This is a genomic window from Myroides sp. A21, assembly GCF_000807225.1.
Taxonomy (GTDB): Bacteria; Bacteroidota; Bacteroidia; order Flavobacteriales; family Flavobacteriaceae; genus Flavobacterium; species Flavobacterium odoratimimum.
This window is the reverse complement of record NZ_CP010327.1, coordinates 3,811,833-3,827,011: the sequence shown is the minus strand read 5'-3', so window position 1 is coordinate 3,827,011 and position 15,179 is coordinate 3,811,833. Positions and strand designations below refer to the sequence as shown.

Annotated in this window: 19 protein-coding genes; 16 read left to right on the top strand and 3 right to left on the bottom strand. The window is 32.5% G+C overall.

Annotation, left to right across the window (positions count from 1 at the left end; all coding sequences use genetic code 11):
• The first annotated feature begins 44 nt into the window (after window positions 1–44).
• From yddG to MYRA21_RS17040, 10 genes are all read left to right on the top strand, one after another.
• Entirely contained in the window at window positions 45–953 is a 909-nt protein-coding gene (gene yddG, locus MYRA21_RS17085) for an aromatic amino acid DMT transporter YddG (RefSeq protein WP_016649116.1), read from the top strand.
• Between the two features lie 77 nt (window positions 954–1,030).
• A complete protein-coding gene (locus tag MYRA21_RS17080) occupies window positions 1,031–1,513 on the top strand; it encodes a hypothetical protein (RefSeq protein ID WP_039330011.1) in 483 nt (160 codons plus the stop codon).
• A gap of 12 nt (window positions 1,514–1,525) precedes the next feature.
• Complete coding sequence (locus tag MYRA21_RS17075) at window positions 1,526–2,086, top strand: SMI1/KNR4 family protein (RefSeq protein WP_006258252.1); 561 nt, start codon at window positions 1,526–1,528, stop codon at window positions 2,084–2,086.
• 193 nt (window positions 2,087–2,279) lie between these two features.
• Window positions 2,280–3,140 (top strand): alpha/beta hydrolase, encoded by an 861-nt coding sequence (locus MYRA21_RS17070; RefSeq protein ID WP_039330009.1) that lies wholly within the window; start codon window positions 2,280–2,282, stop codon window positions 3,138–3,140.
• A gap of 98 nt (window positions 3,141–3,238) precedes the next feature.
• Entirely contained in the window at window positions 3,239–3,991 is a 753-nt protein-coding gene (locus MYRA21_RS17065) for a hypothetical protein (protein ID WP_039330509.1), read from the top strand.
• 55 nt (window positions 3,992–4,046) lie between these two features.
• Window positions 4,047–4,940, top strand: coding sequence for an AraC family transcriptional regulator (locus MYRA21_RS17060; protein ID WP_006258248.1), 894 nt, complete (start codon window positions 4,047–4,049; stop codon window positions 4,938–4,940).
• 128 nt (window positions 4,941–5,068) lie between these two features.
• A complete protein-coding gene (locus tag MYRA21_RS17055; protein ID WP_006258246.1) occupies window positions 5,069–5,377 on the top strand; it encodes a hypothetical protein in 309 nt (102 codons plus the stop codon).
• Window positions 5,378–5,451: 74 nt separating this feature from the next.
• Window positions 5,452–5,826 (top strand): hypothetical protein, encoded by a 375-nt coding sequence (locus MYRA21_RS17050; protein ID WP_051133862.1) that lies wholly within the window; start codon window positions 5,452–5,454, stop codon window positions 5,824–5,826.
• Window positions 5,827–7,992: 2,166 nt separating this feature from the next.
• Window positions 7,993–8,328: a hypothetical protein gene (locus MYRA21_RS19420; RefSeq protein ID WP_225581957.1), complete on the top strand. Its 336-nt coding sequence runs from the start codon at window positions 7,993–7,995 to the stop codon at window positions 8,326–8,328.
• Between the two features lie 61 nt (window positions 8,329–8,389).
• Window positions 8,390–8,878: a MarR family winged helix-turn-helix transcriptional regulator gene (locus MYRA21_RS17040; protein ID WP_039330007.1), complete on the top strand. Its 489-nt coding sequence runs from the start codon at window positions 8,390–8,392 to the stop codon at window positions 8,876–8,878.
• 245 nt (window positions 8,879–9,123) lie between these two features.
• Here the strand turns inward: MYRA21_RS17040 and MYRA21_RS17035 are convergent, their stop codons facing one another.
• A complete protein-coding gene (locus MYRA21_RS17035; protein ID WP_039330006.1) occupies window positions 9,124–9,726 on the bottom strand; it encodes a nitroreductase family protein in 603 nt (200 codons plus the stop codon).
• A 94-nt stretch (window positions 9,727–9,820) separates the two neighbouring features.
• Here MYRA21_RS17035 and MYRA21_RS17030 point away from each other — a divergent pair, with 94 nt between their 5' ends.
• Window positions 9,821–10,189: a helix-turn-helix domain-containing protein gene (locus tag MYRA21_RS17030; protein ID WP_006258236.1), complete on the top strand. Its 369-nt coding sequence runs from the start codon at window positions 9,821–9,823 to the stop codon at window positions 10,187–10,189.
• Between the two features lie 99 nt (window positions 10,190–10,288).
• Window positions 10,289–10,963, top strand: coding sequence for a hypothetical protein (locus MYRA21_RS17025; RefSeq protein WP_006258235.1), 675 nt, complete (start codon window positions 10,289–10,291; stop codon window positions 10,961–10,963).
• 189 nt (window positions 10,964–11,152) lie between these two features.
• Here the strand turns inward: MYRA21_RS17025 and MYRA21_RS19235 are convergent, their stop codons facing one another.
• Both MYRA21_RS19235 and MYRA21_RS17020 read right to left on the bottom strand, forming a co-directional pair.
• Window positions 11,153–11,299, bottom strand: coding sequence for a hypothetical protein (locus MYRA21_RS19235; protein WP_006258234.1), 147 nt, complete (start codon window positions 11,297–11,299; stop codon window positions 11,153–11,155).
• On the bottom strand, window positions 11,277–11,870 hold the full coding sequence (locus MYRA21_RS17020) for a zeta toxin family protein (protein ID WP_006258233.1): 594 nt from the start codon (window positions 11,868–11,870) through the stop codon (window positions 11,277–11,279). The genes MYRA21_RS19235 and MYRA21_RS17020 overlap by 23 nt, the downstream gene beginning before the upstream one ends.
• 542 nt (window positions 11,871–12,412) lie before the next feature.
• On the opposite strand from MYRA21_RS17020, the gene MYRA21_RS17015 reads away from it, so the two are divergent.
• The 4 genes from MYRA21_RS17015 to MYRA21_RS17000 all read left to right on the top strand — a co-directional run bounded on the left by MYRA21_RS17015 (window position 12,413) and on the right by MYRA21_RS17000 (window position 15,178).
• Window positions 12,413–12,760: a hydrogenase maturation nickel metallochaperone HypA gene (locus MYRA21_RS17015; protein WP_039330005.1), complete on the top strand. Its 348-nt coding sequence runs from the start codon at window positions 12,413–12,415 to the stop codon at window positions 12,758–12,760.
• 10 nt (window positions 12,761–12,770) lie between these two features.
• On the top strand, window positions 12,771–13,478 hold the full coding sequence (gene hypB / locus MYRA21_RS17010) for a hydrogenase nickel incorporation protein HypB (RefSeq protein WP_006258231.1): 708 nt from the start codon (window positions 12,771–12,773) through the stop codon (window positions 13,476–13,478).
• 7 nt (window positions 13,479–13,485) lie between these two features.
• Window positions 13,486–13,935 carry an urease accessory protein UreE gene (locus MYRA21_RS17005; protein WP_039330003.1) on the top strand — a complete coding sequence of 150 codons (450 nt, stop codon included), beginning with the start codon at window positions 13,486–13,488 and terminating at the stop codon, window positions 13,933–13,935.
• A 235-nt stretch (window positions 13,936–14,170) separates the two neighbouring features.
• On the top strand, window positions 14,171–15,178 hold the full coding sequence (locus MYRA21_RS17000; protein WP_006261519.1) for an ABC transporter substrate-binding protein: 1,008 nt from the start codon (window positions 14,171–14,173) through the stop codon (window positions 15,176–15,178).
• Window position 15,179: the final 1 nt, after the last annotated feature.

The window sequence follows — 15,179 nt, the reverse complement described above, 5'->3', positions numbered from 1 at the left end:
TTTTAATAATAAATATAGACCATTAAGACTATTAAATACATACTATGACTAAACACGTTAAGGCTACAATAATTGGTTTTTGTGCTATACTACTATGGAGTTCTATTGTAGGACTTATTAAGGAAGTGAGCTATTCATTTGGCTCTACAGGTGGTGCAGCGATGATTTATACTGTAGCAAGTGTGTTTCTGTTGTGTACTACGAAATGGGTACCGCTGTCTAAGTTTCCTCGTCGATACTTAGTTTATGGTGCTATTTTGATGGTTGCTTATGAGTTATGTCTAGCGTTGTCTATAGGTTATTCTACTAGTAGTAAGCAAGCGATAGAAATAGGAATGGTTAATTATCTGTGGCCAACTTTTACTATGATAGCGACTGTTCTTTTTACTTCAAAAAAGGCGAATTGGTTAATCATTCCTGGTGTTGTAGCTTCATTAATAGGCATTATTTGGGTTTTAGGGGGAGAAGAGGGGGTTAATTTATCTGAGATGCTCGTAAATATTAAGGCTAACCCACTGAGTTATGGATTAGCTTTTTTAGGAGCTATTCTATGGTCAGCATATTGTGTAGTTACTGTTCGTTCAGCGAATGGAGTGAATGGAATAACGTTTTTCTTTATGTTGGTAGCGTTAGTATTGTGGATGAAATATTTTATTATGGAAGAGCAGGTAGAAATGCTCTTTACGCTATCTTCTATTGTCTATTTATTATTAGCTGCTTTTGCTATGGGATTTGGTTATGCAGCATGGAATGTTGGGATTTTAGAAGGCAATGTAACGATATTAACTGGGGCATCTTATTTTATACCAGTATTATCATCAGCTCTTTCTTCAGTATTGTTAGCGACTCCACTGGGAATATCTTTTTGGCAAGGGACGGTCATGGTGTGTATTGGTTCAATATTGTGTTGGTTCTCAACAAAAAAAGTAGAGACAATTAGTGGAGAGAAATAAGTAAACAATTGCTAGATAGTTATAAACTGAATTTAAAACTCTAATTTTGTCATTAGAAGATAATGTGAATAGGTATTATGGAAAAAGAAAGTAAAGTGAATGTTGTTCTTTTTGATCAGGCAGTTGAGCTGTTAAGCAAAGAGCATGAACTAATCAAATGGCCGTTAACAAAGACAGCAGAAGGTAATTTTATCAAAAACTTCGGTGAAGAGATAGGAGTTTTCTTTATCCGTCATTCATATCGCTCAGGGTGGCGTTTTGGTATCAATACTTTTGATCAGGTATTTCATTTACATAAAGAGAACTTCAAAGTACATAATAGAGAAATCTATAAACAGGGGTACTATATTATAGGTACGGGTCTTCACGAGGATTTGATTGTTCTTAATCTGAATACTGCCACAGTAGGTTATGTGAGTTCTGAAGCTTTCTACAGAGGAGAAGCTGAGGTAGATATTAATGTATTGTTTAAAGATACAGGGTTAGATATGGGGACGTTTTATTATCGATCTATAACTGAGAAGGATAGTTTTTATCGCTGTGCGGAGGATGTAAGGTAAATTGTTTGTAATATGAGATTGTTTGAAATAGAAGAAGTAAGTGTGTTTCTAGAGAAGAAATTTGCTGATGTTGATAAAGATATTATCTCAGAACTATTATTAATACCTTATAAAGGAAGTAAAGAAGAAGTTTTAAGGTTAAAAGAGTACTTAAATATTACTATTTTGCCAGAAGAGTTTGAAGATTTTATAATGAGATATAATTTAGGAAACTTAACCTTGGCTAATATACAATTTGGTAGTGGAGGAAATTATATTAATAGGTTAATAAACCTCAATAATAAAGATAACTATTGGTATCAAGATTGTTTAAGTATAGATGCTATGGTTGTTGGTTTGGGAGATCCTTATACTATACTTCTATCTTTAAAAGAGGGAGTTGTTTATGTTGTCTCTTCTGAAATATCTTTTGATGATAAAGTTATAGTAGCCCCTTCATTTGATAGTTTTATTCAAGGGTTAGGTACTTCAATATATGCTAAAGCAAGTGGTAGAGAAGAGTCTTTTTTATCTTTAATAGAAAATAAATTTGGTGTTAATACACGTTTTTTTTGGGAAGAAATACTTTATTAAAGCTTTTACATAGAGATTATAAATTTAGTAATTGTCTTAATTATACTAATAGATGTTCTAATAGTACAAATAGATAAATAATCTTCATTTTATCTTGTTAATACTATACTGTTTTGGGGTGTTTTGGTATAAAAAAACTTTTGTAGCTCAATGATTTATTTATCTTTGAAGCCAACAAATTAACTAACCAAACATGATAAATATAAAAGCATTATTAGTAACGAGTATGTTGCTATTAGGCGTATCTGGTATTAGCCAAACGAATAGTAAACCTCTTACATTCGGAACAACAGATCAACTACACTCTACTGTCCTAAGTGAAGATAGAACGATTAATATCGTTTTGCCACCAGATTATAATGCGAATGATACTATTAAGTATCCTGTCGTGTATATCTTAGATGGAGGGGTAGAAGAGGATTTTATACATTTGGCAGGATTAGTGCGTTTTAATTCATTACCTTGGATAGCGCGTTTTCCTAATTCTATTATCGTAGGGATAGAGACAATCAACCGTAGAAAGGATATGACTTTTGCAGTAGATAATCTAAACTTCGTAGAGAAAGCAGGTTTTAGTAAAGATATGTTCCCGGAGTATGGTAGAGCTGAGGCTTATACAGCATTTTTAGAGTCTGAGCTGATTCCTTATATAGAGAAGAATTATAAAGGGAGTAGTACTCGTACTGTAATAGGGGAGTCGCTAGCGGGGTTGTATTCTACGTATGTATTAGAATATCATCCTTATCTATTTACAAACTATATTATTATTAGCCCTAGTCTATGGTGGGGAGATGAGAAGTTATTAGACAAGACACATACATGTCTGATAGAGAAGATAAAACAACCTGTGAATGTGTATGTAGGGGTGCCTAATAAAGAAGAGGATGTGAAGATGTATGAGTATGGGGAACAACTATACAAGACACTTCAAAAGAACAAGAATATCAAATCTCACTTTGACTATCTACCTGAGGAAATACACTCAACAGTGATCCATCAGGCGGTGAACAACGCATTTCAAAAGTTGTATCCAAGTACATATTTCTCTAAGTAAGAGAATATAAATACATTAAAGCTACTCGATAAGGGTAGCTTTTTTATAGGATATTGTGTTGAAATACTTATCTTTAGTTTTTGTAAATGATAGTAATTATGATGAGATATTGTTTTTTAATTTTATTTGTGTTGGTGGCGTCTGGCAATAGTATGGCTCAGAGTTACGACAAAGTATATATAGAAAAAAAGGATGTAGATGTAGACAATGCTATCTATAAGGTGGGACGTACTTTTTATTATTCTTATAAGATTCAAAACAAGGAAGGAGATAGTTTATTTATAGATGCAAAGGATGCAGAGAACTTGACTTCTGTTAAAGATGAGGCACTGCCTGATCAGTTTAAAATGGAGGTTATAGCTCCTGAAAAGGGTAAAAGAACGAATAAAAGACAGACTGAAATAAGATATAGCTTTGAACCTATGACTGATTTTAGATCTTCAACAGGATTGGTAGAGAATGAACAGAATGTATGGTTACACCCAATGCGTTCCCATTTCTTTAAAGCATTAGAGACAGCTCCATTTCCTTATGTTCACTTAGGTAAGTCTGTAGGTTATACTTGGTCAGATCAGATGATTATAGGTGATTCTTGGTCTAATCCAGTGTGGGGAGAATGGAAAGGAAAGCTCTTGTTAGACTATACCTACAAGATAGAAAAACAAGAGATGGTTTCTACAGCTTTAGGAGATTTGTCTTGTCTTAAGGTGGTTTCTACAGCTAAGTCTACTTTAGGGGAAACAGAGTTAGTGTCTTATTTTTCTGAACAATATGGATTTGTGAAGATGGAGTATAAGTTGCTAACTGGGCTAAAAATAGTAATAGACTTAGTAAAAGTAGATGGCTTCTAATGGGATAATAGAGCGTATATCAAGTAGGTTTTCTCTATTTTTGTAAATAAAAAAGATGAGTAATGCTGATCAGATACATGACTATACCATAAAAGATATCCTTCGATTATTAGATCAGGAGTATCAGGATAGTGGTATCTATGTAGATGTACAGACTTCTTTTACAGATAATCCTTTAAAATATCCTTATCGCAATGAGAATTATACTTTGCTCTTTGTGACTCAAGGAATGATCACCGTACAGGTAAATCTGATAGAGTATCGGTTAGAACCTGGTACCATAACGATTATTCCTCCACAGATGGTTATTCTGTTTAAGGAGTTTAGTCAAGATATTAACTTTATTGCTATTAGCTTTGATCGGGCTTTTGCGATAGAGAATACACATACCCAAAATGAGAAGAGTACTTTCGTCTTACTAACGCCGAATACAGTAACTAAATTAATGCTGAATCAAGAGCAACAAACTTCTTTATTAAGTCTGTGTACTTTACTCAATCATAAGAATACCCAAAAAGGGAAGTCTGCTAATCAAAAAGAAGCTATTAAGCATTTATTTGCTTTGTTTTTATTGGAATTAGTAGATGCGAGTCATTATAATTATAAGGAATTAAAGAGTAATTTGTCTCGAAAGGAAAGCCTTACTATTCAGTTTTTAGAGCTTCTTCAGCTTCATTTTAAATCAGAGAAATTGGTTCGTTTTTATGCTGATAGACTTTGTGTTTCTGAAAGCTATTTAGCTAAGGTGATAAAGGAGATTACGGCTAAGACTATTGGGGAGTTAATAGATGATGCTGTAATAGTTGAGGCACAGTTACTTTTGGCTAACTCGACATTGAGTATATCAGAGATAGCAGAATCACTTCATTTTAATACTACTTCATTCTTTGGTAAGTTTTTTAAACGAAAAGTAGGTTGTTCTCCTCGAGAATATCGAAAAAGAATTTGATTATAGGATATAATAAGAGTGAATTAGAACAGTTTTAGACGGTAAATGTTCTTTTTTAATCCTTCAGATTGTTTAAACTTTGCCCTGTTTATATAACATAGTAACGTTTATTGATAAAACAAACTGAAATGAGTAAGCATTATATCACTTGTCAAAAGTGTAAAACAGAGAATGTCAATAGTGATTATTGTACGAATTGTGGAGAGATAATCAATGTGGTTTTACGCCGTCAAATGGAACAACAAAGAGTTGTCAATGAAAGAATACAAAAAGAAGTAAATAGAGAACTAACTAGTTTTGAGAAATTTACTCGTAGAATGCTCAAGCACCCCAATCCTTTTATCAGAGTGCCAGCTATGATAGTCAATGCTATATGGGTGGTAGGGGTATCTATCATGGCTGGGATAGCTTATCTTATTGGATTTATAGCAGCATAGTAGGTCGTTTAGTTTTTAAAAATTAGAATGAGAGGAGCTGTTACAACTTGTAATCGTTCCTCTTTTATACTTGTATGAAGAAAACACTTTTCTATATAGCCCTTTGTATTTCTGTTGTTATCTATGTTTTGCAGAAATCTCATATTGCTTTACCTGCTTGGGTTAACAATTATGTCAATGATTTTCTGACTCTACCGTTGGCATTGAGTATCTGTCAATACATATTGAGGAAGTTAAAGAAGCAGGCAGATCTTCTATTACCTCTATCGCTTATCCTTTTTGTGGTTTTATATTATAGTGTTTACTTTGAGTGGTATTTACCTCAGCACAATCCTCGTTATACGGGAGATTGGTTAGATTGCGTGATGTATTTTAGTGGAGCAGGTGTATTTTATCTTCTTAATAATACTGTTTTATTCCGCTTTCGAAAAGAGAATCGCTATAAATAGCTAACTATTATGTGGTGGTATTTCTTTACTTTGTATAAGTAATAGTTGGGATAAATCCCTAAACATTGATATCTATAAATTCGTCAGTATGTTTTATTATCTCAACCCATTAGTGACCATTATTTCAGTCTTAGTAGTTCAAATATTAGGGTATTTAATCTTCTATAAAAAGGGAATTAAGGGTAGAGATATGCATTATCTGCTCTTATTTTTTTCTTATTCCTGATTGTTTTTCCTTCTGTATTTGTCTCAAAATTATATCCAATAGATGAGTTCTCTGGCTCTCGATGTGGTATGGTTGACCTAGGTATATACCTGTTTTTTTGGTTTATAGGGATAGGAGGAATGCTAGTAATACATCTGCTTTTTTGGGCTATAAACAAGTTTTTTGTACAGATAAGGGTTAGAAACTACGCCAAACTAACCTTTCTTTTAACTAGCTTTACTTGTGTTAGTTATCTTTTTATATATTTAGTTTTATTCTGTATTTTGCTTATTTACAGTGTTTTGTGTAAGTGCGTTGTTTTGATTATGGAATGACTACTCTTACTGTATTTAGAGCATTTTAAAGCCTTCTAATGAAAGATTTTCATTATTACACTTCCTAATAACTCTTGTGAGGTGTGGTGCTTCTAGTGTTCTTTATAATACTTTTTACTGTTTTGTTAATCGTTTTGAGAAGTAAAATGAGGTGTTTTGGACCTCTTTTAATACTATAATAGCTATCTTAGTATGGCTTTTTAATACAATCACACTTCTTTTTTTGCGCCTCCTTTATATTTTAAATAACCCTTTTTTGGTAGAGTAGCTAGAGGTGCTTTACCCTTTTTTGTGCTTCTATTTGGCAGAAGTATAGTTGTGGTATAATTCCTTTTTAACCTCTGTTTACTTTATCAATTAGGAGAGGTCTAGTCATTTTATCAAGTTGAGTATTGTTGTTTTTTGTCATTCTGTATTTCTCTGTTTAAGTCTTAATAAGGTATTTGTATTGTGAGTCTTTTTTACAATATAGATAAGTCTTGTTTCTATGTGTCTTGTTGTTTTGTTTTTTAGTGTAATAAAGATATCTTGTTTTATGTTGGTGCTATTTTATCAGTAAATTATTTTGTTGAAATTGTTATTGATGCTTTGTGTTATTCCTTTAGTGTTTGTGTAAAGTAGAATATATATGATTTTTATTGTTGTGTAAATTATAACTATTCGGTTTGGTGTATTGGATGTTTTTTTATTGTACAAGGTGATTAGTTTAGGAGAGTTTAAGTTTTTAGTCAGGTAGTTTCTTTGAGGTATTAATTTTATGTGCTGCTAATTTGGTTGATCTGACTTACTTTTTTAAAGATTGTTATTTTCTTTTATTACGGTAAAAAGTACTATTGTGTTATTAGATCTGCTGTGCACTAATTGTAGTTCTATTTGTTTAATGGGCTTTAGTGATAAGCAATAAAGAAGAAGGGAAAGTATGTGTTTTTTTAATACATATATATAAGAGAAGAGTGGGAGATCGTGTCTGGTAGTTTTGTAAAAAAAGGGTGTTTTTGTGTTCTTATACCAATGCTTTTTTGTGTTAGATAAGGAGGTGTTTTGTATTCTATTTAAGAAGGGGGTGAGCGATTTTGTGTATTAAGTTATGTTGATTATATAAAGTTTTACTTTAAGTCTTATTTAACTCAAGTGAAGCTTGATGTGTTTTAAGGAGATGGTAGATGTTTTGTTTTTAGGGAAAAGGTTTTTTGTCAAAATGGCAGTCTTTTTAGGAGATATTTTAATGTCATTTTTACTTGTTAAAAATGCTATTTTTAAAGTGAAAATACTTTTTGTTTGAATAAATAAGTATTTAAAGTAATATGATTTAAAACTTTATATGATTCTTGTAAATTTCTGAATATTAATAATTAATAATTTATTGTTTTGTTTTGCTTGTTTTTGTGTTTGATATTGTTGTTGTGATTACTATATTTGTAACAACAATATTTAAGTGATGAGTAGTATAGAGAAGAGTTTTAGGGACTTTGAGCAGGTTTCAAAAGTATGAAAAAAGCATTAGAAACATATTCTGAAGTGGAAATTTCTAAAAATGGATCAGTAGATCATTGGTCTTTAGGGCAGATTTATTTACATCTAATTAATTCTACATTGTATTTTCACGGCAAGTAAATTGAGTGTTGTGTGAAGACGAAAAACAACTGTAATAAGAGAAAGAATTTTAAGGGATTTATGGTCTATACTATATTAGGTAAATTTCCTCCTGTGAAGATAAAAGTACCTGCTTCGGATGATTATACTCCTATCGCTCCAGTTCGTAAAAAAGAAGTCGAATTAGGATTGCAGAAGGTTGACGAAATGATGTGTGTTTGGAAAGAATTATTAAAAAATGATTTGGGAGGAAAAACACCACATCCCGGCTTTGATTATTTAAACGCTAGTGAGTGGTTTAGATTAATACCGATGCATTGGACGCATCACTTAAGACAAAAATCAGATAGAGATAAAGAATCTGTTTAGTGTTTTAAGTGCTTTTATGTTTTGTGAAAAAAATGTAATAATTATTAATGAATAAAGTAATATGATTGATCAAGTAAGCTTACCGTTTAATACTCCTGAAGAAAGTTCTGGATATTTGTTATGGCAAGTAACGATGTTATGGCAACGTACTATGAAAAGAGAATTGGATAAATTAGACATTACACATACACAGTTTGTTTTGATGTCTGCTTTGGGATGGTTGTCAAAAGAGGAGAGTAATGTTACACAAATAGATATTGCTAATCACAGTAATACGGATCGTATGATGGTGTCAAAAGTACTTCGAACCCTCGAAGAGAAGAAGGTAATTAAGCGTAAAGATCACCCTGTGGATACACGTGCAAAAGTGATTACTTTAACTCCGAGTGGAGTGGAACTTTTACAAAAAGCATTGAAGGTTGTGGAGGAAGTTGACAATACTTTTTTTAATGTATTGGGACCCTATCGTCCTATTGTTGATCTTAATTTGAAATCATTGTTTGAGAATCACAATCATTCAGAGAGTACTTCGACGAACGATGAGAAGTAACGTTTCTTAGGCGTGGTTTTTTGTTTGATTCAAAACAAGTTGTTTTAAGAGTTTGTTTTTGTTTGAATGAGTAAATGTTTGGCAAGTGTGTAAAGTGTTTTAAAATACCTTTTAAAATGCGTTATGAGGTGTGTGGGTTGCTTGTTTTGAATTGAGTTTTAGAAGACAATTGTGTAAAATAAAAAAGCCAAGGATAAGATTTCTTGGCTTTTTTGTTGTTAGAAGTAACATGAGTTGTAGTTTAATTATCTAACTTCTATTGTAGTTTCTTTATCTAGGCGATTTTTAGGAGTTACAGATGGTTGGTTAGTATCTTCAGAATTTCTGTATCCTATTGCTACAGCAAAAACACTTTTGTAAACTCCATCTTCATTGATAATCTTATCAAACTCTAGGGTATTAATACCCTCCATTGGTGTTGCATCAATTCCCATTGTACCACAAGCTGCTAAGAAGAATCCTAATGAAATATATACTTGATTTTTTAACCAAGCTGTAATCTCTTCTTCCGATTTAGGTTTTAGAAAATTATTGTAATACATTTTAGAACCTTCAGCTGCATTTTCTAAACGCAATTTCTCAAAGTATTCTTTTGTACTTAGTACATTGAACACAATTAAGTGACTAGCATCTTCTATCTTTGTTTGATTAAAAGCTGAGTTACTTGCTAATAGATTTTTTACTTCTGTGCTTTCAACAATAGTAAATTTCCATGGTTGGCTATTAATCGATGAAGGACTTAGTTGTAGTATATCTTTTAATTGTTCTATTTTGTCACCACTTATTTTTTTAGTAGAATCATATTTTTTAGTCGTGTATCTACTTTTAGCAATTTCTAAAAAGCTCATTTTTCTAATATTAAATTAAACTATTATTTTTATAGTTGCAAACTTAAGTATAGTGATTTATATTTGCAATAACGGTCAAAAAGTATAGTAACTAATGTATAGTATAGACGATAAAGATTATCCTTGTAGTACGAGTGTGACGATGAGGTTTATAGGAGGTAAATGGAAAGCTGCAATTATAAAGTACCTTGCCGAAAAAAAGAGATACAGTGAGCTTAGAAAAGATTTGGTCAATATCACAGAGCGTACTTTGAGTTTACAACTTAAGGAGTTAGAAGCAGATGGTATTGTCATTAGAACAGTGTATACTAGTAAGCCTCCTCTAAGAGTAGAGTATGAATTGTCTGATTTTGGAAGAACATTGCTTCCTCTTATCCAGACTATTTCTGATTTTGGAAAAGAGATTATCAAGAATAATGACAAGGTGCACGTGGTGAGTCCACCTCCTTGTTCCCTAGAATAACTTAGAAAGGATATTACAGAGATGTAGTATCTTTTTTTTGATTCTGTGTTTAGGGAAAAGGAATAAGTGTTATTTTAGGTGTTTAAAAATGAATTGGTTATGGAGGGAGTAAAAGAACCTTTTGTGTTTAAAGGATTCCAATATGAAGATTTAGACTATGCCATTGAAAACTTTGTGAATGAATATGACTTGCCTTTAGATCCTCAGAAACTTGCGGAAGTAAGGAATGTGGCTGAGATGTTAGATTTAATAGTTAGCTATTTTAAGCAAGAGAAAAAAGAAGACTGTACTTCTCAACAAGCTTTTTATAAACTGAGAACAATTCTTCATAAGTATACAAATGAGTCTGATATAAAGCCGAGTACTCGATTAGAAGAATTATTTCCTAAACAGAATCGTATTGAGAATATTAATAGGGTAGAAGAAGATTTAGGATTTAAGTTACATATCTTAAAAATGAAGGATGACGTTGTTACTATACTTGTGGTTACTTTTTTAGTGTTGTTTGTATTGTTATTTTTTACAACATTGTATGCAATGTTAGGAGGAGTTATTTGGCTCTTTGCTTATAAAGTAGCTGAGGATTATAGGAAGGAGTTTAAAGTAGAGATGGTAGGTGAGTTGGTCAAACTAATGGTTGAGAAAAACTATTTTAAGAGTAGAAGAGATCCTAATACAATGAATGAAAAGGAGCTTAGAGAAATGATTGCTAAGTATTTTGCAGATTGTTTAGGTTTAGAAAGAGAAGAGTTCTTAAACGCTAAGTTCGGATAGGTAACTTAGTACAATATGTAAAAAGACAGGTATCGTTAAATATTCGGCTTTTTTGTTTTCTTTTTAGATTATAGGTAAGGTTTTTTATTGCATTTGTCCTGAATATAGATTTACGTAAAACGATTACTGTAAACTAAAAAGGCTATCCGAGTAATCAGATAGCCTTCATCTATTATATTCAATCAAATACTAAGGGTTTAACTTGACGATTTTCCCATCTCGTATTACAACTATTTTACTCTTTTTTTCTTTCTTAAAAGCGATCATATTCTCATAGGCAAGCTCTAATCCTTTTATGATCTTTTCTTTTCTTTTAGCTCTTTCTTCTGCTGTCATAATATTGTTTTAATGCATTAAACTTATCAGGATTGTGAATAGATATCAATTCTCCAATATGTTTTTCTGCGATTAGCAAATGATTCCCTTCTGAATTATCAAATATAAGACATTCATCCACTATATCTAAATAAATATCAAAAAGATTTATAATTCCATTTATGTAACGACGTTCAATCACATCTACTGGGATATTATGTCCACCTTCCTTAACCCTTTCTTTTACCCTTTCTTTCGCTAATTGAAAATCCTTAAGCCAAAAAAATAATAGCGTTACATTATATCCGTTTTCTTTTGCATATAAAATCTTCTGTTTATAGCTTTTGGTTGCTAGAGTTGTCTCAAATGAAAAATCTTCGTTATCCTTAAAGAGCTCGTTAATTCTATTAAGCATAATTCTTCCTGCTTCAAACGCTACTTTTTCTGGCTGAAATGGAGATAAGCCTTTAGCTATTTCATCAGCATTTACAAACTCTTTACAGTCTAAAATCTTTGGTAAAATGGTAAAAGAAGCAGTTGTTTTTCCTGCTCCATTACAACCTGCTATTATATATAGGTTCTTTTCCCTCATTCTCTTAGTTTTCATAAAGATACATTTACCAATTATTTAAAACAAAAGAATATTTACACTAAAATACTTTGTCTTATTCAATTGTGTTTGTAAAGAAAGTATTTCACAGTCAACTTTGTGAGGTTTTTATGTGTCTTCCTCGTTCCTTCATTTCCCTATATCCACTACTCTTAAAGAAATGTGAATGCCTATTTTATGGTAGTATAGTCAAGATTTGTGCTATTCTTGATGGAGAAGTGTTTTTACATTTGTACCGTTAATAAAGGGGGCGTGGCTAGTATGTGATTGGTTTTGATTTATTAACAACAGCAATTCTTAGAAATACCACTTTAAAGTATTTTGTAAAGAAAAGTGAAATTAGTGTCTATTCAAACCGAAAAGAATAGTACTGACCTAATCAGCGAGAATCCACACTAATCAAAAAACAGTTTAACTGTAAAGAATTACTTCAAGTTTCACAGTTAAACAAAAAAGGGTCTAAAAATTGTAGATACCTTTTTATCTGTTATAGTAGAGTATATATAGAATTAAAATGTAAAGCGATGCATGAATTGTCAATCGTGAAAGATATCTTTTCTACACTAGAAGAGCACTATGAGGCTAAGGTAGAAGATATTCAGAAAATACAGGTCACAGTAGGGTTGTTATCTAATGTACAGCCTGTGCTGATACAGAACGCCTTTGATGCCTTTATCATCGATAATGAGGTTTATAGAGACATGGAGTTAGAGGTGGTGGTCAATGATATCATAGCGCATTGTCACAGTTGTGATAAAGACTTTAAGGTAGAGTATCACCGATTTGTTTGCCCATGTGGTACTCCGTCAGCTGATATTGTACAAGGCAACGAATTATATATTTCAAAAGTAATATTTAAACAATCATTATAAATCATTATTTATGGCATCGAATCCAAAAAGTTTAGGAAATCGCGTAGGTTCATTACAATGTGATAATACCACATTACACTTGTTAAAAGCAAATGACTTTGTAGCTAATGCTATTAGAGAACGCTTAAAGAATGTTTGTGTTATTAATGTTTGTTCTTCTCCTGGCTCTGGTAAGACGACTTTAATGCAAGAAACAGGTAAACGTCTAGGAAAAGACTTAAACATATCAGTATTAGTAGGAGATCCAGAGACTGATAGAGATGCTGTTCGTATGAAAGAAGTAGGCTTAAATGCACTTCAAATCGTAACAGGAGGAATGTGTCATATTGAAGCACAGATGATTCTTCAAGCTCTAGATCATATTGACCTAGAAGGAACGGATTTATTATTCATAGAGAACGTAGGGAACTTATTATGTCCATCTGCTTTCGATTTAGGAGAAGACTATAGAGTTACTTTATTAGCAACTACAGAAGGAGATGACAAGCCGAAGAAATACCCTCGTATGTTCTTGACTAGTGAATTAATGTTAGTGTCTAAAGCCGACTTACTTCCTTATGTTCCTTTTACAGTAGAGAATGTAACGAAAGATGCTAGAGAGGTTAACCCAAATATCGAAGTATTGACAATCAGTACAACGAATGGAGAGGGAATAGACGAGTGGTGCGAATGGTTAAAAGAACGTGTAAAAGCTAAAAAAGCAAACGCAGCAGAGTAACTCACTTATGCAACAAACAATTTATATAGATGATATTCAACCTCGCGAACGAATTGTTGAGGGAATAGATGTGTTTGAAATCGAATGGTTCGAAACACAAAAGCATCTATTTCATCGATTGACTACTAACGGGGTTGAACTACATCTACTGAAGGAGAATAGGGACTGGCAACACGCTGATGCATTGTATTGTCAAGGAGAATTAATCGCTCAACTTGTTATTAAACCCACTTTAACAATACAGTTTAAATCGGATAAAGGACAAGAGGTAGCTGATTTCTCTTTTTATATAGGCAATAGGCATCTACCTGTGTTTATAGAAGGAGATAACACCTTCTTAGTGCCTTATGACGGTAATCTATATGAACAATTGGCAAACAAGTTTGCAAATAATATTGTGCTAGAGAAGAGACAGTTATTTACTTCTAAACTACTCAAAAAGAAATACAGTAAATAGGGAACTGAAAACTGAAAACAGGAAACTGAAAACAGGAAACTGAAAACAGGAAACAGAAGCCTGATAGTACTGTAAACTGTAAACTGTAAACCGTTAACTGTAAACCGTTAACTGTAAACCGTTAACTGTAAACCGTTAACCGTTAACCGTTAACCGTTAACTGTAAGCTGTTAACTGTAAACCGCAACTCAGTTGTCGCAGATTTGCAATCTGTGACGAGTAAATTCTAAGAATTATGAAATTAAGATATTTATTAACTGTATTGTTTTCACTTGTATTATTACAATCGTGCAAACAAAGTACAGAATCAACACAATCTACAGAACCTACCTCAACAGAGCTTGTAGCTATAGACAGTCGTGGTAAAGAGGTTCGTCTATCTAAGCCTGCTACTAGAGTAGTGGCTTTATACGAGGCTCTGGTAGATGATGTATTTATGTTAGATGCACAAGAGAAGTTAGTGGGTATTCCTCAACAAATTTATTTGAATGAAGATACTTTCTCTTTTCTATCTACTTTAGATAGTCGTATGGCAAAGAAAGAGATTGCTACACCTACTTTCGGTGGAGGGTCTTCTAATGTGGAGGCGATTATAGGACTTCAGCCAGACTTAGTTATCACTTTTGATCAAGATGCAGAAGCTGTAGCTCAACTAGAAGATTTAGGTATCGCTGTGTTTACTATTGCTAGTGAAGACCAAAAAGGCATTATCAGTGAACTTAAAGGAATAGGAACACTACTGGGGAAAGCTGATCGCGCTACTAAAATCACAGATTATATAGAAAAAGAAGTAGCAGAAATGGAAGCTTCTAAGGTAGAAAGTCCTAAAAAAGTATATTATGCTTGGTCTAAAGGACGAGTACTTTCTACTTCGGGTAAAGGTACTTTAATGGATATGGCGATTACATTATCGGGTGCTATTAATGCATGCCCTTTAGAGATGCAAGCTCCTAATGTAGGAGCGGAGATGCTGTACAAATGGAATCCTGATATTATCCTTCTATGGAACTCTAATGAGCGTGATGTATATGGGTTAAGTGAATTAGCTAATCTACCCGCAGTAGTTAATAAACAAGTAAAGGTTATGAAGCCTTCATTCTTATATGATCCTCACACAGTGAAGTTTTTATTATTTGCCAAGCAAGTTCGTCAATGGAGTTACCCTGAGTACACAGAAGATGCACTAAGAGCAGAGATAGATGAAGCGATGAATATATTATACAATACAAAAGGTCAGAAATAAA